The organism is Symbiopectobacterium purcellii (assembly GCF_019797845.1).
Taxonomy (GTDB): Bacteria; Pseudomonadota; Gammaproteobacteria; order Enterobacterales; family Enterobacteriaceae; genus Symbiopectobacterium; species Symbiopectobacterium purcellii.
In genome coordinates, this window is record NZ_CP081864.1 from 2,011,786 (window position 1) to 2,028,527 (window position 16,742).

Genomic DNA, 16,742 nt, shown 5'->3' on the forward strand with positions numbered 1-16,742 from the left:
CCGCAGGAGCAGCGCACGATAACGGGGCGCTACCGCGCCAGGCCGGGCAGGGTGCGCAGGCAGGCAACCACCACGTCAAAAGCGCGCACAATTTCACTCTCTTCGACGCTGGCGTACCCCAGCAACAAGCCGCGTTCCGCAGTGGGGCGCAGGTAGTAGCTGGAGAGCGGTTTCACCATGACGCCGTGGCGAAGAATCTGCGTACTGAGTAATACGTCGTCCACCTGTGCAGGCAGCTTTAACAACATATGCAGCCCGGCATTGCTGCGATCGCCGACATACTCGCTGCCAAGGTGGCTTTCAATCAGTTGCGTCAATAGCGCGCGTCGCCGGGCATAAAGCAAACGCATACGGCGAATATGTGCCGCATAGTGGCCTTCACGAATAAACTCACTCAGGGTCGATTGCGTTAGCCAGTGTCCACCACGGTACAGTTCGGCGTGGGCGATTTTGAGTTCCTGTGCCAACTGCGGTGGCAGCACCATATAGCTGACGCGCAAACCGGGATAGAGCGTCTTGCTGAAGGTGCCGATGTAGATCACCGGTGCATTTCTGTTCAGCCCTTGCAGCGCGGGCACCGGGTTGCCGGAGAAGCGGAATTCGCTGTCATAATCATCTTCCACGATCCAGCTATTGTGCTCTTGTGCTAGTGCCAACAGCCGTTGGCGGCGTGCCAGACTCATCACGGCACCCAGCGGGTACTGGTGCGACGGGGTTACGCAAACCAGACGCGGCGCGCGTCCGGGGGGCGGCGTTTCCGGTGGCGCCATCCCTTGATCGTCCACGGCAATGGGCGTCACGCGTAATCCATTAATGGTCAGCACGTTACGCATCCCCCAGTAGCAGGGGTCTTCAATCCATGCGGTATCACCGGGGTTACACAGCATCTTGGCCAGCAGGTCCATGCCCTGGTGGGTGCCTTCGGTGATCAGTACTTGCTCCGGCGTGCACTCCACTGAGCGAGCCACGCGCAGATACTCCGTCAGAGCCAATTGCAACTCTGGGCTGCCACCCATCGGTGAATAAGAGAGCTGTTCCGGCTTCATGCGTCGCATCAAGCGTGTTTGCGTGCGTCGCCAGAGATCGTGCGGAAAACTGGCAATATCGGGAATGCCTGGCATAAACGCGCCCCACTGGCGTGCTGAAGCACCGGCGTAACCTAGCAGGTTCATTCCGCGCCGAGACAGCGCCGGGGCAGCAGCATGTGAAGCGCCTTCCTGCGCATCAGGTACCCGCTCCATATTGCCATCCGGCAGTTGCTCGGTGACAAAAGTGCCGCTGCCGGGCCGGGTTTCGATATATCCCTCCGCCAGCAGTTGTTCATAGGTGGCCAGGACCGTGTTGCGTGACAGGCTGAGCTGCTGCGCCAGATCGCGGGATGAGGGTAAACGACAGCCCGGCGTGATAGCGCGCGCCAGTATCGCCTGGCGCAGCGTATCGTATAGCCGCTTGTTCAGCGTGCCTGACGTCTGTTTGGCTAACCGTTGCATCAATAAGTCGGTAAGCAGCGAGCGCAAAAGTGGATCCCTCAAATTGTATGAACTGGCTCTGGATTATAGGACCAGATAGCGCATAAATAGAATCAAATTTGATAACGGGTCTGTCGTCCTCTCATTCACTGGCCCGTCAATACGACCTTGTGCTTTGGGTACGAACGTAATCGGGAGCTGAAAATGAGTAATAGCGAATTGAACCAACGCCGTTTAGCCGCTACGCCGCGTGGTGTGGCTGTCATGTGTGATTTCTATGCGGCGCGTGCCGAGAACGCCACGCTGTGGGATGTGGAAGGTAACGAGTATATCGATTTTGCTGCCGGTATTGCTGTGCTGAACACCGGTCACCGTCACCCGAAAATTGTGGACGCAGTGCGTAAGCAACTGGATTGCTTTACGCATACGGCTTATCAGGTGATCCCTTACGGCAGCTACGTGGAGCTGGCTGAGCGCATCAATGCGCGTGCCCCGATCGAAGGAACCGCTAAAACCGCCTTTTTCACCACCGGTGCCGAAGCGGTAGAAAATGCCGTGAAGATTGCGCGTGCCTACACCAAACGCCCCGGTATCATCGCCTTTAACGCTGCGTTTCATGGTCGCACGCTGCTGACATTGACGTTAACCGGTAAAGTGGCACCGTATTCTACCGGTGTTGGTCCATTCCCCGGTTCGATCTTTCATGCGCTGTATCCGAATGAAGCGCGTGGTATCTCGGTTGAACGTGCGCTGGAGAGCCTGGATATTCTGTTGCATACCGATATCGGTGCCGATCAGGTGGCAGCCATTATTCTTGAGCCGGTTCAAGGGGAAGGGGGATTTATCCCGGCACCGCCGGCATTCATCACCGCCATTCGCAAGCTGTGCGACGAACATGGCATCCTGTTGATTGCCGACGAAGTACAAACCGGCTTCGCCCGCACCGGCAAACTGTTTGCCATGGAATACTATGCGGAGAAAGCGGATCTGATCACCATGGCGAAGAGTCTGGGCGGCGGTTTCCCGATTTCTGGCGTTGTGGGTCGCGCTGACGTAATGGATGCACCTGGCCCTGGCGGATTGGGCGGCACTTATGCAGGCAACCCGCTGGCCGTTGCTTCTGCACTGACCGTGCTCGATATTATCGACGAAGAACAGCTGTGCCAACGAGCGCAACGCCTCGGGGCGCAGTTGGTGGAAACGTTGCAAGGTGCCAAGGCATCTTGTCCGGGGATTGTGGCGATCCGCGCCCAAGGGGCAATGGTGGCCGTTGAGTTTAACGATCCGGCGACGGGCAAACCTTCCGCTGAACTGACGCGCCGTTACCAACAGGCGGCGTTGGAACAAGGTCTGCTACTGTTAACCTGTGGGGTACACGGCAACGTGATTCGTTTCCTGTATCCGCTGACCATCCCCGATGCGCAGTTTCGTCAGGCGCTGAAGATTTTGACCAGCGTGTTGGCGAAGTAACCAGAGGAATATTATGCAATTGAAAAACAACGTGCTTTTCCGTCAGCAATGTTTGATTGACGGTGAATGGCAGAACAGCGAACGCAGTGACACCCTGGCGGTGACTAACCCGGCGACCGGGGCAGTGCTTGGTTCTGTACCATTAGTGACGGCGTCACAAACGTCGATAGCCATCGCAGCAGCGGAAAAGGCGCTGGTGAGCTGGCGGGCGTTGACGGGGAAAGCCCGTGCCAGCCTGCTGCAAACCTGGGCTCGTCTGATCGTAGAACATCAGGATGCGCTGGCGGCGATCTTGACGGCTGAGCAGGGCAAACCACTGGCGGAAGCCAAAGGTGAAATCACCTATGCCGCTTCCTTTATTGAGTGGTTTGCCGAAGAGGCAAAACGCATCGAAGGCAGCGTGTTGCAGACACCGCAAGGGCATCAACGTTTATTGGTGATCAAACAGCCGATCGGCGTGTGTGCGGCTATCACCCCGTGGAATTTCCCGGCGGCAATGATCACGCGCAAAGTGGGGCCGGCACTGGCAGCAGGCTGCACCATGATCGTTAAACCGGCTGAGCAAACGCCCTTTACCGCGTTAGCGTTGGCGGAGCTGGCTAATCAGGCAGGCATTCCGCGCGGCGTGTTGCAGGTGATCACCGGTGAAGCGGCTGACGTGGGTAAAGTGCTGTGCGACAGCCCGGTGATCCGCAAGCTGAGTTTTACCGGGTCAACGGAAGTGGGCCGCATCCTGATGGCGCAGAGTGCGCCGACGGTGAAAAAATTGTCGCTCGAACTCGGTGGCAACGCCCCGTTTATCGTGTTTGATGATGCTGATTTGGAATCCGCCATCAAAGGCATTCTGGCCTCGAAGTTTCGTAACAGCGGGCAAACTTGCGTTTGTGCGAACCGCATCTACGTACAGCAGGGCATCTACCCGGCGCTGAAACAGCGGCTGGTTGAAGAGGTTGAGAAGCTGAAAGTGGGTGAAGGTACGCAGCCTGGTGTCACGCAAGGGCCGCTGATCGATGCTGATGCCGTCGATAAAGTCGAGCAACACATTGCCGATGCGCTGGGTAAAGGCGCAACGTTACTGACCGGTGGCAAGTTGCATGCGCTGGGCGGCACGTTCTTTACGCCGACCGTGATTGCCGATGTTACACCGCAAATGCGCTTTGCGCGCGAATAGACCTTTGGCCCGGTGGCACCGTTGTTCCCGTTTAAGGATGACGCCGAGGTTATCGCCATGGCCAACGACACGGAGTTTGGTCTGGCGGCCTACGTGTATACCCGTGATGCGGTACGCCAGTGGAAGGTGCCGGAAGCGTTGGATTACGGCATGGTCGGTATCAATACCGGTCTTATCTCCAACGAAGTGGCACCGTTTGGTGGGGTGAAACAGTCGGGGTTAGGACGTGAAGGCTCGCGTTTCGGCATTGAAGATTATCTGGAGATGAAATATCTCTGCGTCGATTTATCGTAATGCCAAGGTGGTACGGTTCAGAAACCCGTTTCTGGCCGTGCCGCATTCTGGCGCGATGTTCTGGCAGTCTCCGCCTTTTGCTGGTGCAGCGTGTAACACGATGCACCACAACAAAGCAAAAAACGCGGTGTCAGGACAGTGTAGCCAGCCATAAAAATTCCCTATGCCTTTTTCAGGCTCCAATCGCGGTAATTCAGCTAATCAACCAGGGGGAATCCGAATTCATGGCACAGATTATGCTTTTTTTTGATGCATGATGCATCAAAAAAATTGTGATGGGTACAGCCCGCATTTTACGTTGACGAACTCTCCAGGAGCCGCACTATGTTGACCAAGAAGTTACCGTCCAAGATGTCCGCAGTGAAAAAAATGGCGCTCGGCGCGCTGGTTACTGCCATGGCTTCACAGGCCTATGCCGAAACCGTAACCGTTGTCTCGTTTGGCGGCTTGAACAAGGACGCTCAGGACAAAGCTTTCTACAAACCTTTCGCTGCGGCGGGCAAAGGCACGGTAGAAGCGGGTGAATACAACGGGGAGATGGCCCGTATTCGCGCGATGGTGGAAAACGGTCAGGTTGGCTGGGATGTGGTTGAAGTGGAAGGGCCGGAGCTGGTACGCGGCTGTAACGAAGGGATGTTTGAGCCGCTGGATTGGAAAAAACTGGGTAACCCTTCTGACTTTGTGCAGGGCGCGGTTTCTGAGTGCGGCGCAGGGATTTTCCTCTGGTCTACCGTATTGACCTATAACGCGGCCAAACTGCCGCAGGCACCGAAAAGCTGGGCCGATTTCTGGGATGTGAAAACCTTCCCCGGCAAACGTGCCCTGCGTAAAAGCGCCAAGTTTACGCTGGAGTTCGCGCTGCTGGCGGATGGCGTAAAACGCGAAGATCTCTATAAAGTGCTGGCAACCCCTGCGGGTGTTGACCGCGCGTTCAAGAAGCTGGACCAAATCAAACCGAATATCCAATGGTGGGAATCCGGCGCGCAGCCGCTGCAATGGCTGGTGTCTGGCGATGTGGTGATGACCTCCGCCTACAACGGTCGCGTTACTGCGGCACAGAAAGAAGGGCATGACTTCCGCATCGTGTGGAATGACAGTATTTACGATCTGGACAGTTGGGCCATTGTTAAAGGCACCAAACACAAAGCGCTGGCAGAACAGTTTATTGCCTTTGCCAACCAGCCGGAAAACCAGAAAGTGTTTGCTGAGACCATCCCCTATGGTCCAACGCACGTTAAAACGACCAGCCTGATTTCTCCTGACGTGGTGAGAAACCTGCCGACCGCGCCGGATAACCTGGCACAGGCCTTGCAAGTAGACACTGAGTTTTGGATTGACCACGGCGAAGAACTGGAACAGCGCTTTAACGCCTGGGCTGCGCAGTAAGTTGGTTTTGCCGTATCTGTGATTGGAGGTGAAAGTATGTCCCAGAATAACCTGGCCGCGGCGCTGCCGCCAGCCAACGAAAGAGAAGGGAGCCCGCTGCTCAAACAGCAGCTTAAAACGGCCGAAGCGCTGTATAAAAAGCGTTCTTTGTTGTTGATTGCGCCGCTGTTCCTTTTTTTGGTGGTTAGCTTTCTCTTTCCGATATTTTCGATTCTGGGAAAAAGTATCTCGAATCCAGAACTGCGGGAAGCCATGCCGATGACCATTGCCGCGTTGCGGCAATGGTCTGGCAACGAATTACCCAATGACGCGGCGTTTAATGCCGTGGCTGCCGATTTGCGCCAGGCGCGTAGCGCTGGGCAGGTTGCCATGATCACCAAACGCCTCGGCTACGAAGGATCGGATTACCGTACCCTGATTAACCGCACATTGCGCCAACTGCCTACGCTCGACAGCGGTAACGTGCGTGAACAACTGATACAAACGCAACCAATGTGGGGAGAGCTCTCCACCTGGCGCACGCTGGATCGCGCCTCGCGTCCTTTCACCAGCTATTACCTGCTGGCAGTGTTTGATCATCGCGTCGATCCGGCATCAGGAAACATTGTTGCCCAACCGCCGGAGCAATCGCTGTATGTTGATGTGCTGTTGCGCACGCTGCTGATGGCCGGTGTCGTGACGCTGCTGTGCGTTGGCTTCGGCTATCCGCTGGCCTATTGGCTGGCAAAACAGCCGACAAACCGCGCTAACTTGCTGATTATCCTGGTGTTGCTGCCATTCTGGACCTCGCTGATTGTGCGTACTGCCAGTTGGATTGTGCTGTTGCAATCGGGCGGACTGATTAACCGTGCCTTGCTAAGTATCGGCATTATCAATGAGCCGCTGGTGATGGTGTTTAACCGCATTGGTGTCTATATCTCGATGACGCACATTCTGTTGCCGTTTTTGATCCTGCCGCTGTATGCGGTGATGAAGGGCATTTCTCCCAGCTATATGCGCGCGGCCATTTCGCTGGGTGCGCATCCGTTTGAAGCGTTCTGGCGTGTTTATGTGCCGCAAACCTACGCCGGGATCACCGCCGGTGCGCTGCTGGTGTTCATGATGGCGATCGGCTACTACATCACACCGGCCTTGCTGGGTGGGCCCAGCGATCAGATGCTGAGTTACTTCGTGGCGTTCTTCACCAACACCACCATGAACTGGGGGATGGCGGCAGCGCTGGGTACACAACTGCTGATTATCGTAACGCTGCTCTATATTGTTTATATTCGCGTGACCCGCACCGACGCCGAAGCGGCGGCGCGTTAAGACGCAAGGAGAACCCTGATGAGACAACAAGGTGCCGTGGTCCTGCGTTTATGGAAAGGCTTCTTTAATTTTTACGGTGCAGCGATGCTGCTGTTCTTGGTGGTGCCGGTGCTGGTTATCGTGCCGCTGTCGTTTAATGCCGGCTCTTTTCTCAGCTATCCGCTGACCGGATTTTCGTTGCGCTGGTATCAGGAATTTTTCAGTTCAAGCGCCTGGTTAGGCGCGTTGGGCAACAGCCTGATGATTGCCCCGTTATCAACGCTGTTAGCCACGGTGCTTGGTGTGCTGGCCTCCATAGGTCTGGTACGCGGTGAGTTTCGCGGCAAAGCGTTGGTGATGGCGGTGCTGATCTCCCCGATGATCGCGCCGGTAGTCATTGTGGCGGTCGGGATGTTCTTTTTCTTCGCCAAACTTTCGCTGCTCAATAGTTATCTCGGCTTGGTGTTGGCCCATGCGATGCTCGGCGTCCCCTTTGTGGTGATCACCGTAACGGCCGTGTTGAAAAATTACGATCATAACCTGACCCGTGCAGCCGCCAGCCTGGGCGCGCCACCGCTGTATGCGTTTCGCAAAGTGACGTTGCCGCTTATCGCGCCGGGCGTGTTCTCCGGTGCGCTGTTTGCCTTCGCCACCTCGTTCGATGAAGTGATCGTCACGCTGTTTCTCGCCAGTCCGCGCCAGCGCACACTGCCGCTGCAAATGTTTGCCGGTATCAGGGAAAACCTCGATCCCACCATTGCTGCTGCTGCCTCTATGATGGTGGGGGCAGCGCTGGTGCTGCTGATTGTGATGGAAGTGCTGCGCCGTCGTGCGGAGAAACTCAGAGGTGGTCGCTAGTACGGTCAGTCGAGTACTGTTTTTTGATTGTGAGTCTCCCGCATTGGGTGTGAACTTCGCGGGAGACTGAAAAATCCGGCTGCCTAAACGCCGAAAATTTCACACCGCTGCCTGTATACCGTATGCAGAGCTTATCGGTGCAGATTTTGCTGAACAGCGTGCTGTTTCAGTTTTTTTTAACGCTAAATTTATGATGCATCAAATATCTAATGAGGTGCCTATGTCCGAGCAAAAGACCTTGTTGTTGACCGGCGCGAGTCGCGGGATCGGTCACGCCACGGTGAAGCATTTCCATGCGGCTGGATGGCGTATTTTCACTGCCTCACGGCAGAACTGGGTAGAGGATTGTCCGTGGGTGGAAGGGGTGCTAAACCATATCCACTTCGATCTGGAAGATATCGATAGCGTGCAGGAGACGCTGCCGCTGATCAAAGAAAAACTCGGCGGCAGGCTGGATGCGTTGGTCGATAACGCCGGTATTTCGCCCAAGGGCGTGGATGGCAGTCGCCTTGGCGTGCGCCAGACCGACTACGCCACTTGGCTCAGGGTGTTTAACGTCAACCTGTTTTCCTGCGCATTGCTGGCCAATGGACTGTTTGATGAACTGCGTGCCAGTCAGGGCAGCATCATCAATATCACCTCCATTGCCGGTGCGCGCGTGCATCCGTTTGCTGGTAGCGCCTATGCCAGCTCCAAAGCGGCACTCTCAGCGCTGACGCGGGAAATGGCAAACGAGTTTGGCCGCTACGGTATTCGCGTCAATGCGATTGCGCCGGGGGAAATTGAAACCAGCATCCTGTCGCCGGGTACCGATGAGATCGTAGCTCGTCAGGTCCCGATGCAGCGTTTGGGTAAACCCGAAGAGGTGGCTAGCCTGATCTATTTCCTGTGCAACAGCGGTGCCTCCTATGTCAATGGGGCGGAAATTCAGGTTAACGGAGGCCAGCATGTGTGACGCGCAGGACACGGGCACGCTAATGACGCAGGCGGTACCGGAGGTTTCTTGCCAGCAGGCGCAGGCGCTGATCTGGCAATACTATGGTCTGCAAGGGGATGTCACCCTGCTCACCGGCGAACGGGATAAAAATTTTTGCCTGACCGTGCCCTCCGGGCGTCGCTATATGTTGAAAGTGATCAATGCTGCCGAATCTGTCGCCGAAAGCCACTATCAGACTGCGCTGTTGCTGCATGTCGCTCAGCAAGCGGCGGCGCTGCCGGTACCACGCGTGGTACTGACGCGCTATCAACAGGCGGAACCGGTAGTGGATATTGACGGCAACGCGTTGCGCATTCGTCTGGTGAGCTTTCTGGAAGGCACGCCGCTGTATGCGGTAACACCGTCTATCGCGCTGATGGAAAGTTTAGGAAGCACGCTGGCACAGTTAGATGTGGCACTGAGCCGCTTTTCTCATCCGGCGGAACAGCGGCAACTGTTGTGGGACATAAGCCGCGCTGAGCAAATTCGTCCTTATCTTGCGTTTGTACATGACATTGAACAGCAAGCGGCCATCACGCAGATCCTGCAACGCTACGATAGCCATGTGACACCGCAGCTAAAAACGCTGCGTCAACAGACTATCCATAACGACATGAACCCACACAACGTGCTGGCAGACGTGGGGGACGCAACGCGCGTCAGCGGTATCATCGATTTCGGTGATGCTCTTTATGCACCATTGATCAATGACCTGGCGACGGCGTTAGCGTATCAGATACATGACGGGGAGGATCCCTTCGCTTTTATCGTGCCGTTTATCGCGTCTTATCATGCGCATCTGCCGTTGACCGAGCAGGAGATCGCGCTGTTGCCCGATCTCATCATGACGCGCCTGGCGCTGATCATGACCATCGCACAGTGGCGTGCCGCACGCTATCCGGAGAATCGTGACTATTTGTTGCGCAATTTGCCGCGCAGTTGGCGCAGCCTGCAACAGATAACCCGTTATTCGCACGACCAGTTCTGCCAGCGGATATGGCAGGGGATAAAGGAGATAAATCATGACTGAAGTGACAACGTCACCAGTAAATGCCAGCGCTGAACTCTTGGCGCGTCGCCAGCGCGTATTGGGCCAGGGTTATCGACTCTTTTATCAGGAGCCGTTGCATCCGGTGCGCGGCGAGGGGGTATGGCTGTTCGATGCGCAGGGCAAGCGCTATCTGGATGTGTACAACAACGTAGCGTCGGTCGGGCATTGCCATCCGGCGGTAGTGGACGCCATTGCTCGGCAGAGTGCACAGCTTAATACCCATACCCGCTATCTGCATCATGCTATCGTTGATTTTGCCGAAGATTTGCTGCGTGAATTCCCGGCTGACCTGGATAACCTGATGCTGACCTGCACCGGCAGTGAGGCTAACGATTTGGCCCTGCGCATTGCGCGACATGTGACGGGCGGCACCGGGGTTATCGTGACACGTTGGGCTTATCACGGCGTTACCAGTGCGTTGGCAGAACTTTCTCCGTCACTCGGCGACGGCGTGACACGCGGCAATTATGTAAAACTGATTGATGCGCCAGACAACTATCGTCAGCCCGGTGCATTTTTGGCGTCGGTGCAGGCCGCATTGGCAGAGATGCGTGCAGAAGGCATCCGTCCTGCGGCGCTGCTGTTCGATACCATTTTTTCCAGTGATGGCGTCTTTTCCCCGTTGGCTGGAGAAGTGGCGCAAGCGGTACAGTGGGTGCGCGATGCTGGGGGACTGTTTATTGCCGATGAAGTGCAGCCGGGTTTTGGCCGCACCGGTGAAGCCATGTGGGGATTCGCCCGCCATCAGGTGGTGCCGGATCTGGTCAGCTTAGGCAAGCCGATGGGCAACGGGCATCCGATCGCAGGATTGGTAGGAAAATCGGCGCTGTTTGCCGCATTTGGTCGTGATGTTAGCTATTTTAATACTTTTGGTGGTAACCCGGTGTCGTGTCAGGCGGCACATGCGGTGTTGCGTGTGATCCGCGAAGAGCAACTGCAACAGAACGCGTTGTGGGTCGGGCATTGCCTGCGTGAAGGGTTGCAAGCGTTAGCACAGCATCATGCACTGTTGGGCGATGTGCGCGGCAGCGGGCTGTTTGTCGGTGCGGAACTGGTTAGCGACCGTGAAAACAAAACGCCAGCCAGCGCTGAGGCGGTAGCGGTGGTGAATACCATGCGCCAGCGCGGCGTGTTGATCAGCGCTACGGGGCCAGCGGGCAATATTCTGAAGATCCGGCCACCGCTGGTGTTCAGGGAAGAGCATGCCGCGCTGTTTCTCGATACGCTGGACGCCGTGCTGACAGAAGTGGCGCAGCGCTAATGGCTGCACCCGTCAGGTAGACGTTGCGATTACCACACGCGCGCCTGTGATGTGCTGACGCCTTCTTGCAACGTTCGGGTAAACTCAGTGAAAGAGAGTGCATCGAGTTTCAGGGAGGGCAGCACATCATTTTGGCTCCGAAGGTCGCATTGCCATACGGCGCTGGCAAGGGTAATCGATGCACTGTGTAGCGGCAGCGCGATCCCCGCTTTGCGTGCGATCGCTTCGGCAAATACCAATCCATAGGGTGTATCTTCCAAAATAAAACGGGTATTCATGTCGATCGGGCCGGGTGGTCCACCGCGTCGGCGGTGCAACTCGGCGGCGATCTCACTCAGCGTATGGCAGGAAACATCGAATGATTGCTGAAAATGCGCTTCAATGCTGTGCAGTCTCAGGCCAAAGGCGTGTGCCAAGGCCTGACGTTCCTGCTCCAGTGCCAGAATCAGATTCGCCACCCCATCGGTCATATAGTGATATTGCGGCCAGCGTTCCTGATGCTCGATGCGTGTGACATTGCACAGCGCCAATCCCAGATGCGCAATGGGATTGATATTGATTAATGAGGTCGCCAGGATATTGGATTGTGGCTGGAACCGTTTGCCAAACAGCTGCTCACACAGGGTGATGGCCGCCGCATTCTGTTCGGCAGGGAGCGTGGCGACATGCACACAGCGGCGTGCGGTCATCAGGGTGACGCTGTTTTCCTCTTTGCGTCGGGCGGTGAACGCGGTGGTTCCCCAGGTAATAATCGGGGTGCGAATGGCGCGTTGTGCCAGCAACTGTGACAAAAACAACGCGCTTAATGAGCACGCGGAATTGATGATAACCGGTTGTCCCGTGGTCAGATGGGGGGCCAGCGCTTCCATCACCGTACGGTGACCATAGCCTGGAACGCACAGCAGCACCGCATCGGCACCGCGTACCGCAGTGGCGATGTCGGTGGTAACGGCTGGGCGACATTCCCCTTCAATCACGCCAGTGTAGTGTAGCCCGGAGTGGGCGTTAGAAATGCCTGCCAACGCATGTGCTTCCCTTGCCCAAAGCACCGTCTGGTGACCGTGATGGCACAGCCAGGCCGCGCTGGCAAACCCGATATTCCCTGCACCTAACAGTGCTATTTTCATCTGTGATAATCCTTTCAATCACGCGAAAGTCGGTATCAGGCAAGGTGAATATTTCACCTTGCGTAATACAATAGGTAGTCGTGTTTTCAAACCCTGGCTATTTCAGGCTGGACGTAGCTTGCGGCGAAAACGCCAATAAGGGGTAACAAAAATAAAGAGTGTAAGCAGCACCAGAATAATAGACAGCGGCGAACTGACTAACGCGAGGGTATTACCGCCGGAAATAGTCAATGCGAGATGTAATTGTGTTTCTGCAATAGGGCCAAGGATCACCCCCAAAATAATCGGTGCACTCGGGTAGTCCAGTTTTTCCAGAAAATAGGCGACCACGCCAATAGCAAAAAAGAGATACAGATCGAAGAGGGTGTTATTAACCGCATAGACCCCAACGGTAATAAACAGCATGATGACTGGCACCAGCAATATAGTGGGGAGTCTTAATACCTGACCAAATAATCGCGTGGCGGTTAATCCCCCGACCACGGCCAGTAACAATGCAGACAACAGCATTTGCAGCATAAATCCGTAGACAATATCGGGGTAATCCTGAAACAGTTGCGGACCGGGGCGTAACCCTTGTACCAGCAGACCACCCAAGATCACCGCCGCAATTCCCGAACCGGGAATACCCAGTGTTAAGGCCGGAATCAGTGAGGCAGCGTTATCGGCTCCGTTACCGGCTTCTGAGGCGGCGACGCCTTTGGGATTCCCCTTACCGTAGCTATCCGGGTCGCTGTCGTGCCGCTTTGCGTCGTTATAAGCCAGATAACAAGACATGCTGCCGCCAGCCCCCGGCAGCACGCCAACGATAATGCCAATCACCGAGCTTCGCAGCCAAACGGGTAAGAAGGTACGCCATTGCGCGAGTACCGACCCCTGTCGTTTGAGTTTCAGCAGGTGCCCGGGCATGCCTGCGCTAATCGGCTGTTCCAGCATATGAATCAGAGGAGGGAACGCGAACAGCGCGGTTAACAACACCACCAGATCCAGCCCCTCGGTCAATTCAAGAATACCAAAGGTGTAGCGCTCATCGCCGGTGGAAATATCCAGCCCTACGGTGCCGATCAACAGACCGACAATGGCGGCAATAATACCTTTGATAAAATCATCACCGAGTAACGAGGTTACGGTTGCCAGGCCCAACAGCGCCATCCAGAAATACTCCGCCGGACCAAAAAACAAGCTCATCGAGGCCAGGCCCGGTGCGAACAGAATCAGGGCCAGGGCTGAAAGTGCACTGCCGATCACCCCTGACGCAACCGCCACCTGCAACGCATAGGCTGTCTTTCCTTGCCGGGTCAGGGCGTAGCCATCCAGTACGGTAGCCACGGATGCCGGGGTGCCGGGAATGCGTAACAAAATGGCCGGAATGGCCCCCCCATAGCTGCCGCCGTTATACATCCCGGCCATCATGCCGAGTGCAAACAGCGGATCGACGCCGAACGTCAGGGGGATCAGGATGGCGATGCCGGTGGTGACCGTCAGGCCGGGTAGTGCTCCCACAACCAGTCCCGCCACGGTGCCCAGCGCCACGGCAAAGAGATTGGCCGGTGCAAACACGTGCGGCAATGCACTGAGCAGCGCGTCAATCATAGTAGGGGCTCCAATAATGCAGTTATCACGCCTGAAGGCAGAGGGCGCTCAAGCAGCAGGCGAAACACCACCAGAATAAAACAGAGTGTGCCCAACACCACGGGCAGTGATAGACGCCAGTGTCGGTAACCGAACAGCCACGGTATTCCGAGGCCAAAAATCACGCTGGCGAGAACATAGCCGATCGCATCCATCGCCGTGATATAAGCAAACATCAGCAAAAAGCCCATGACTACGCGTGCCGGCTGTGCGAACAGTGGGCGTTCAGCCTCTGCCGGAAACTTGATTTCACGCACGATGATCACCAACGCACACACCGCCAGCAGTACGGTTAACACGCGTGGAAAGGCGGCTCCGGTGCTACTGAAATGGCCCGCTTCCTGATAAAGCATGCCTGCGGCTAGTATCAAGACGCTCGCAAACGCGATATCCGCACGCCGATGTGTCAGTGAAGCACTTAACGCCATGGTGTCACCTTCCATGTGTCAGAAAGATCGGCACTGATGCGGTCGATGAGCGTGCGATATTCCACCGCATTAAGATAGTTAAGGGGGATCTCCGCTTTTTGCGCCGCCGCGAGATACTCGGGATCGGTGATGACGCCTGCCAGCGCTTTTTCCAGTGCGTGGACAATTTCTGGCGGCGTGCCTTTCGGCGCGGCAATACCGCGCGAAGCGCCGGCAATCAGATCGATATTTTGCTCACGAAAGGTAGGGGCGTTAGGCAGATAATCGGCACGTTTGTCTGCCATCAGCCCCAGTACGCGGATTTGACCGTCGCGGGCCAATTGCAAGGCTTCGCTCAGGTTCATGGTTGCGGCGGGAACGTGTCCCCCCAGAATCGCCTGGCGCACCGGTGCCGTGCTGCCAAAGAACGCGGGGGTAAACGTCACCCCTGTCAGGCGATTGAGGTTTAGGATGGCGATATGCTCCGAAGAGCCTGATGCGCCGGACGTGCCTATCACCAGCTTTTCCGGTGCTTGCTGTGCTGCGCTGATAAGCTGGTTTAAGGTGTGGTAAGGGCTGTCTTTGTTCACGACCAGGATCGCCGGGTCGTACACAATATTGGCGATGGGCTGATAGTCACTCATGGTGAACTTGGCTTTGCCTTCCACCACAAGTCCGTTAATGGCCGGAGGATTGATCATGCCGATGGTATAACCGTCAGGCTTGGCGCGTGCCAGCGCGGTCCAGCCAATTTCTCCACCTGCGCCCGGTTTATTGATCACGGCGATACGCGCATTATTACCTAAATGTTTTTCCAGATAATGCGCAATAGAGCGTGCGGCAATATCGGTGCCGCCGCCGGGCGCAAAAGCGACCAGCATTTCGATGGGTTTATTCGGGTAGGCAGCGTAACTGCTAACCGGTAATGCGGCGGTTAGCATAATAAAAACCGCACGGTAATGCGTTCCACGAGATATTATTGGCAACATATATTTCCTTATCGTGATAGTGTAAAGAAATCAGCGTTAAAAAATAGTCCGGAGAAATAATTCCTGATAGTGTTTTAGTAATAACCCCGTATTAAGGGTATGAGCGTCCGTTCTTGTCAGGGATGACAAAAATAAAAGTGCTGTATTTATGCGCCACTTACGTGGCGAAAATTAAATGACGCTTATACTGTTCCCAACATTAACTATTAAGTGACACCATAATTTTATGGTGCTCATCAGAATGAAATAGCGTAAATGCCGGAAGTAATTCCCGCGCGCGTTGTTCCAGTGCATCAATTAATTGCACAACGATAGGGCGCACTGTTTTTGCCTGAGGCGTAATAACGCCAAAGTAATAGGGAATATCCACGTCCAGTTCTCTGACTGCCACTCCGTGCAAGGGGAAGCCATAGGCTGTCACCGGTTCCGTAATGGCAACCCCCAATCCGCTGCAGACGCATGCCAACAGATTGGCTGACGCGTTGGTTTCAATCACGTATTGCGGTGTAATCTTGGCCTTCTTCATTGCCAGCTCAAAACGGTGGCGCTGGCGATACGGATTGTACAGCGTAATGATTTTACGCGCCGCCAGAGCCTCTAATGCGATACGCTCCTGCTGTGCTAGCGGATCGTCCTCGTGTAACACCACAACGCAGCGCGTTTGTCCGATCCAGTGCCGTTCAACGTTTTTGTGCTCCAGCGGCAAACTGCTGATAGCCATGTCCGCTCGCCCCTCAATCACGCTGTGTACCGCCTGTTCCGCTGTATAACTGAGGATTTGCAGCGGCATGGTCAGCGCCAGTTTGGCCAGCGCGTCAGGCAATAATCCCGCCGCCATGGCTGGCGTGGCGGCAATCACCAGCGGTTTCTCTTCCGCTGCACTGATCTCCTGAGCGCGCACCTGCACCTGATGCAGTGAAATCAACGCATGTTCCACCGATTCGTGCAGCTGTAATGCCTGCTCAGTGGGGTGGATGCGTGGCCCTTTGCGCACAAACAGCGGATAGCCAATCTTGTTTTCAAATTCCTGAATCAATCGTGTCACGGCGGGTTGGGAACGATGTAACTGCTTGGCGGCGGCCGTAATGCTTCCCGCAGAAATCACCGCAGAAAAAGCGTCCAACTGGCGTAGATCCAAATCGTCGATCAAAGGCGTTTTCAACATATTCCGTTATTTTCCAACCAGGAAGCCAGCCTGTCATTATACACCCTAATCTCACGGTGTACCTGCCAAGCGACGCGTTGGCGTGATGGTAATGCATGGTGCCAAGCATGCGTGAAAATGCGCGGTCTGTATATTTCCTTTTTCGCATATCTTCATGCGGAATAATTATTAAGAATAAGCATGAACAATGAATGATAAT

General features: G+C 55.5%; 13 protein-coding genes and 1 pseudogene. 8 read left to right on the forward strand and 6 right to left on the reverse strand.

Annotation, left to right across the window (positions count from 1 at the left end; all coding sequences use genetic code 11):
* Window positions 1–29: 29 nt before the first annotated feature.
* A complete protein-coding gene (gene pdxR, locus K6K13_RS09370; protein WP_222160543.1) occupies window positions 30–1,517 on the reverse strand; it encodes a MocR-like pyridoxine biosynthesis transcription factor PdxR in 1,488 nt (495 codons plus the stop codon).
* Between the two features lie 156 nt (window positions 1,518–1,673).
* Between pdxR and K6K13_RS09375 the strand changes: the two genes are divergently transcribed.
* The 8 genes and pseudogenes from K6K13_RS09375 to K6K13_RS09410 all read left to right on the forward strand — a co-directional run bounded on the left by K6K13_RS09375 (window position 1,674) and on the right by K6K13_RS09410 (window position 11,223).
* Window positions 1,674–2,939, forward strand: a complete 1,266-nt coding sequence (locus tag K6K13_RS09375) for a 4-aminobutyrate--2-oxoglutarate transaminase (protein WP_222160544.1) — start codon at window positions 1,674–1,676, stop codon at window positions 2,937–2,939.
* A 13-nt stretch (window positions 2,940–2,952) separates the two neighbouring features.
* Window positions 2,953–4,404, forward strand: a pseudogene (locus K6K13_RS09380) (NAD-dependent succinate-semialdehyde dehydrogenase).
* Window positions 4,405–4,728: 324 nt separating this feature from the next.
* Complete coding sequence (locus K6K13_RS09385) at window positions 4,729–5,790, forward strand: ABC transporter substrate-binding protein (protein WP_222160545.1); 1,062 nt, start codon at window positions 4,729–4,731, stop codon at window positions 5,788–5,790.
* Window positions 5,791–5,826: 36 nt separating this feature from the next.
* The gene (locus tag K6K13_RS09390) at window positions 5,827–7,098 is read left to right on the forward strand and encodes an ABC transporter permease (RefSeq protein ID WP_222160546.1); all 1,272 of its coding nucleotides are present in this window, start codon (window positions 5,827–5,829) and stop codon (window positions 7,096–7,098) included.
* An 18-nt stretch (window positions 7,099–7,116) separates the two neighbouring features.
* On the forward strand, window positions 7,117–7,935 hold the full coding sequence (locus K6K13_RS09395) for an ABC transporter permease (protein ID WP_222160547.1): 819 nt from the start codon (window positions 7,117–7,119) through the stop codon (window positions 7,933–7,935).
* 220 nt (window positions 7,936–8,155) lie between these two features.
* Window positions 8,156–8,890, forward strand: a complete 735-nt coding sequence (locus tag K6K13_RS09400) for an SDR family NAD(P)-dependent oxidoreductase (protein WP_222160548.1) — start codon at window positions 8,156–8,158, stop codon at window positions 8,888–8,890.
* Window positions 8,883–9,941 carry a phosphotransferase gene (locus tag K6K13_RS09405; protein WP_252120460.1) on the forward strand — a complete coding sequence of 353 codons (1,059 nt, stop codon included), beginning with the start codon at window positions 8,883–8,885 and terminating at the stop codon, window positions 9,939–9,941. The genes K6K13_RS09400 and K6K13_RS09405 overlap by 8 nt, the downstream gene beginning before the upstream one ends.
* Window positions 9,934–11,223, forward strand: a complete 1,290-nt coding sequence (locus K6K13_RS09410) for an aspartate aminotransferase family protein (protein WP_222160550.1) — start codon at window positions 9,934–9,936, stop codon at window positions 11,221–11,223. The genes K6K13_RS09405 and K6K13_RS09410 overlap by 8 nt, the downstream gene beginning before the upstream one ends.
* A 29-nt stretch (window positions 11,224–11,252) precedes the next feature.
* On the opposite strand, the gene K6K13_RS09415 is transcribed toward K6K13_RS09410, so the two are convergent.
* The 5 genes from K6K13_RS09415 to K6K13_RS09435 form a co-directional block, all read right to left on the reverse strand.
* Window positions 11,253–12,350 (reverse strand): NAD/NADP-dependent octopine/nopaline dehydrogenase family protein, encoded by a 1,098-nt coding sequence (locus tag K6K13_RS09415; protein WP_222160551.1) that lies wholly within the window; start codon window positions 12,348–12,350, stop codon window positions 11,253–11,255.
* A 102-nt stretch (window positions 12,351–12,452) separates the two neighbouring features.
* Window positions 12,453–13,943 (reverse strand): tripartite tricarboxylate transporter permease, encoded by a 1,491-nt coding sequence (locus K6K13_RS09420; protein ID WP_222160552.1) that lies wholly within the window; start codon window positions 13,941–13,943, stop codon window positions 12,453–12,455.
* A complete protein-coding gene (locus tag K6K13_RS09425) occupies window positions 13,940–14,410 on the reverse strand; it encodes a tripartite tricarboxylate transporter TctB family protein (protein ID WP_222160553.1) in 471 nt (156 codons plus the stop codon). The genes K6K13_RS09420 and K6K13_RS09425 overlap by 4 nt, the downstream gene beginning before the upstream one ends.
* Window positions 14,401–15,330 (reverse strand): tripartite tricarboxylate transporter substrate binding protein, encoded by a 930-nt coding sequence (locus K6K13_RS09430; protein ID WP_222160554.1) that lies wholly within the window; start codon window positions 15,328–15,330, stop codon window positions 14,401–14,403. Before K6K13_RS09430 ends, K6K13_RS09425 begins: the two co-directional genes overlap by 10 nt.
* A gap of 247 nt (window positions 15,331–15,577) precedes the next feature.
* On the reverse strand, window positions 15,578–16,543 hold the full coding sequence (locus K6K13_RS09435; protein ID WP_222160555.1) for a LysR family transcriptional regulator: 966 nt from the start codon (window positions 16,541–16,543) through the stop codon (window positions 15,578–15,580).
* Window positions 16,544–16,742: the final 199 nt, after the last annotated feature.